A 4544-nucleotide genomic window follows, 5' to 3' on the forward strand; every position below is an offset into this window, starting at 1 on the left:
TGGGAAACGATAGCCTTTCAGGCGCGGCATCTCAGCTGGTATCATCATGCCAAAACGCTAGACGCCCTCAGGTGCTTCAGCAAGTTGGCAATGCCGGGTTGTCAGCTTCGAAGGGTTGCCGAGCGGTCGCGTATACCAAGGCCAGAGAATTACCGTGCAGGTGTCGCTGTTCGGGAAGTTACCGCCTCAACCGTATTTCATGGAAGTCCTGGAGTGCGACGACGAAGCAATGATTTTGCGGTCTTCTGAAAAGGGCGCAGGCGTCAAATCGTGGCGTCACACTCTGACCGTGGAACCGCAGCAGTCAGGGTCCAGGCTGCGCGACGTCATTGAAATCGACGCGGGCTGGATGTCATGGGCCTTCGCGCTCTGGGCACGGTTTCTGTATCGCAAGCGGCATGAACCGCGCGTTCAAATTCTTGCGGACATGCGGGCGAAACGGTCTGAGGCTGAGTTGTCTGATTCAGAACCGCCGTGAAGTGAACCAAGATGCACTGCGGCCTTTCGCGCTAGGTGCAGTGAACTGCAAAACGGGCTCGAAGCCGACATTCAGCGCTTCGGCATGGCCCGTATCCAGCCTCGAAGTTCGACATGGCGCGAGCGGCCCAGAGCGGTCATTCGATTGCTGATGGAGATGATACGGTGCGGCTTCTCGTGGTGAATACCAACTATTTCAAATAGTGCCATCAAACGGCACTTTTAAGAAATCGAGGCTCTTAAAAATGAACTAAGTAAAATCTCGAAATATGAGGCTCGGTTCATTGCGTTTGCGAGATCTGATGTCGCTGGAAGACGGACCGGCGTTCCATCAATGTATCACCGAAAAATTCACCTTCTAATAGCAGCGCGAAATGCGGTTGGTGTCATGTTGCGTGCCTTTCGAAATCGGCGAGCGAGATCAGCTGCGTCTGAAAAACCGCATTCGTTCGCAATCCAGCCTATGGGACGATCCGTCTGCATGAGCATCTGGCATGCGCGCCCCAAACGTAATTGCAAGACATAATCGCTTATCGACATTCGAGCGCTTCGTTTGAATATGCGCTGCATTTGGCTTTCGCTAAGATGCACAAGCTCGCAAAGCGGGGCTAGGCGAAGAGGCTCATCGTAATGGCTGTGTAGGTAATCCAGAATTTTCTGCAGTCGCACTCGATCGCGGGGCATCTCGCTGACAGTGACCTCTCCGGTCGCTAGCGGCGTACGGTCAGAAGACGCTGCAAGAGTGACCAGAATGGATTGAAACGCGATGACCTGTTCGACACCGCTCAAAGCACTCAGGCCAAGAAGCCGCTGACGAAGCAACGTCGATGTTTCGGGGCCGAACCGCAGTCCTCGCCGTGCTTGTAGCAGCAATGGCATGACTGAGGACAATTCAGGCACCAAAGCGATCAGGGACATGATCCAGTCATTGGTAAACCAGCAGACAATTGCGCGGTGGGGCGCGGGATCAGAGACACGCTCAACGGACTGGAAAGCATGAGGCAGATTGGGAGCAATCAGAACAAGATCGCCGTCATCATATGGGCCAATATGATCACCGACAAAGGACATCCCCTTGCTGTTCACCGTCAGGGTAAGCTCGAATTCGGGATGGTAATGCCAGTTGAACGGAAACTCCGCTAGGCGACGATCAAAGACATGCAAAGACCGACCGGGCGGGATGGAGACTGTCTCGAAATAGGGTTGAGGTATGGGCATTGCGTAACAAATCTCCACCAGAATGCGGTGATCATACAAACATGCACGGTACTTTGGAATGGTGCGATCCACAGTGGTCGGGCATTTGAGGGCAAGTCACGGAGGGATGAAAGATGCAGACCATCAAGGCGGAGCTCGTAATCATTGGGTCTGGGGTAGGCGGCTCTGCTATCGCACATCAGATGGTCGGCAGTGGCGCTAAAATTCTAATACTCGAGCGTGGTGATGACCTTCGGAACGAGCCGCAAAACAATGATGCGGAAGCGGTCTTTATCCAGTCTCGATACAAGACGCAGGATGAATGGGCCGATCTGAACGGCGAAACGTATAGACCTGGTCAATATTACTACGTTGGTGGCCATACGAAGTTCTATGGAACCGCGATGTTCCGCTTCCGCGACACCGATTTTCGCGAAACACAAATCGATGGGGCAGTTTCTCCGGCTTGGCCGATTGGCTATGAAGACCTCGCCCACTATTACGCTATGGCCGAAGTGCTTTATGGTGTGCGCGGGACAGCTGGGATCGACCCGACTGAACCGCCTCGCGAGCCCTTTCCACATGCGGCAATTCCTCATGAACCCGTCATAGCGGCGGTCGCGGATCAGTTTTGCCAGCAGGGATTGACCCCCTTTCCCATGCCATCTGCGGTGGATTACGGCCCTGGTGGTAAGTGTCAGCGTTGCGGAACCTGCGATGCCTTCGCGTGCCGTTTTGATGCAAAGGGTGATGCAGATACACGCGTAATGCGCCCGCTTTTGAAGCATGAGAATGTTAGATTAGAACGCAATACCGAAGTCACGCACCTCGTCACGGATGCGGCAGGGCGGCGGATTGTCAAAGTTGTGGCGCGACGTGGAGGAGAGGTGTTGCACGTCGAAGCACCAGTGTTTGTGCTCAGTGCAGGGGCTATCAATTCCGCGCTGATCTTATTGCGCTCAGCTTGCGAGGTTGCCCCGAATGGGCTTGCCAATCGTTCTGGTGTGGTCGGGCGGCATCTTATGAACCACCATCTAACCGGGTTGATGGGGGTTAAACCCTTCGTCGTGAACGAAACGAAATTCCCCAAAACACTATCTCTGAACGATTTTTATCATGGCTTGCCAGATGATCCCGATGCTCGGGGCAATATCCAGATGCTGGGTAATATCAAAGGCGCGATGATCCGTTCGACTTACCCAAGAACGCCGCGGGCAGCAGCCGATTGGCTGGGTCGACATTCAGTGGATTTTCTGGCCATGGGGGAGGATCTGCCACGCTGGGACAGCCGTGTTAGGCTGTCAGATGATGGTGGGGTTCAGGTCGACTATCGGCCCGGAGGAGCAGATGCGCATGACCGTTTTGTGCGCCATGTCAGGCGCGTTCTACGTCGAGCTGGTTTTCCTGTGGTGCTGCGCCATAGTTTTGGAATTCAAGCTCCGTCGCACCAATGTGGCACCGTGCGGATGGGCGATGATCCAACCACTTCCGCTTTGGATGGGCTCTGTCGGACGCACGATCATCCGAACCTTTACGTGGTGGATGGCAGTTTCTTTCCGTCCTCCGCCGCTCTGAACCCCGCTCTGACCATCGCGGCCCAAGCGCTGCGCGTCGGAGCCCACCTTCGCCAAACGCTCACATTCTGAAAGGGCCTCTTCATGAACTTTCTATTGCCGCTCACTGGGTCCTTCGCGCAACCCGCCGCTGAAAACCCCACCGTCGCCATGATCGAGGCGGCTTATCAGCACCATGGCCTCGATTGGCGCTACATCAACGTTGAGGTCGCGCCAGACGATCTGGCCGATGCTGTGCGTGGCGCACGGGCAATGGGGTGGCGAGGCTTCAATTGTTCTATCCCGCACAAAGTTGCGGTGATCGAACACCTAGACGGCTTGGGTAAATCGGCCGAAATCATCGGAGCCGTAAACACCATCGTGCGCGATGGCGACCGCTTGATTGGCGAAAACACCGACGGGCGCGGCTTTGTTGCGGCTCTGCGCGAAGTCGTAGACCCCGCAGGAAAATCCGTTGTTCTGTTTGGTGCGGGTGGCGCGGCAAGAGCCGTCGCGGTGGAAATTGCACTGGCCGGCGCTGCGCGGATTGCCGTGGTTAACCGTAGTGCAGGGCGTGGTCAGGCACTCGTCGACCTCTTGAATGAACGGACTGGGACACAAGCGCACTATGCACCTTGGGAGGGGAAATTTGCCGTGCCAGCGGACACTGATATTGTAATCCACGCGACCTCGATCGGTCTGTATCCTGATGTCGAAGCGATTCCCGAAATCGATATCGACAGCCTGAAATCAAATATGGTCGTCGCTGACGGCATCCATAACCCACCCCAGACACGTTTGTTACGAGCCGCTCAGGGGCGCGGTTGCAAAACCGTCGATGGTCTCGCGATGCTCGTGCAGCAAGGTGTGATCGGGGTCAAATACTGGACCGGCTTAGACGTCGATCCTCTCGTGATGCGACAGACATTGCTGGACCTTGACCTGTAATTACGGGTGTCAAACTTCTCGGTCAAAACGACTCGATAGTTCGCTAAGTGGTGCCGTCAATTGATTCCCAGTAGCATCATTTTCGGCCCGTAGCTGCCCTCGGCTACCACTTCCAAACGATGCAATGTGGTCCGCCATTGCGGCCATTCGTGCGTAACGCAGCGTCGCTGTCCCTCGAATCACAGCAGAGCCAGACGACGCCGATGGTCGCGTCCTAATCGTCTGACTGTTGTCTGAAATGCATCATCGGCGCGACCGTTCAGCCGGGAAGACCGGTGACGTCCACGGAGGTGGTGTAGCTTCAGGTGGCCATTGGGTTTCTTGGTAAGGTCGGGTTGCAAGACTCAATCTAATCCAAGGACGACACCC

General features: G+C 55.5%; 4 protein-coding genes. 3 read left to right on the plus strand and 1 reads right to left on the minus strand.

The genetic code is table 11. The features are described from left to right. Positions 1 to 154 precede the first annotated feature (154 nt). Positions 155 to 478, plus strand: coding sequence for a hypothetical protein (locus BM225_RS21325; RefSeq protein WP_143095446.1), 324 nt, complete (start codon positions 155 to 157; stop codon positions 476 to 478). Positions 479 to 828: 350 nt separating this feature from the next. On the opposite strand, the gene BM225_RS21330 is transcribed toward BM225_RS21325, so the two are convergent. Beyond that, complete coding sequence (locus BM225_RS21330) at positions 829 to 1695, minus strand: helix-turn-helix domain-containing protein (RefSeq protein WP_092465522.1); 867 nt, start codon at positions 1693 to 1695, stop codon at positions 829 to 831. A gap of 113 nt (positions 1696 to 1808) precedes the next feature. On the opposite strand from BM225_RS21330, the gene BM225_RS21335 reads away from it, so the two are divergent. After that, on the plus strand, positions 1809 to 3320 hold the full coding sequence (locus BM225_RS21335; protein WP_092465523.1) for a GMC oxidoreductase: 1512 nt from the start codon (positions 1809 to 1811) through the stop codon (positions 3318 to 3320). A 12-nt stretch (positions 3321 to 3332) separates the two neighbouring features. Further along, the gene (aroE, locus tag BM225_RS21340) at positions 3333 to 4175 is read left to right on the plus strand and encodes a shikimate dehydrogenase (RefSeq protein WP_092465524.1); all 843 of its coding nucleotides are present in this window, start codon (positions 3333 to 3335) and stop codon (positions 4173 to 4175) included. Positions 4176 to 4544: the final 369 nt, after the last annotated feature.

It is taken from the genome of Donghicola eburneus, assembly GCF_900115865.1.
GTDB lineage: Bacteria > Pseudomonadota > Alphaproteobacteria > Rhodobacterales > Rhodobacteraceae > Donghicola > Donghicola eburneus.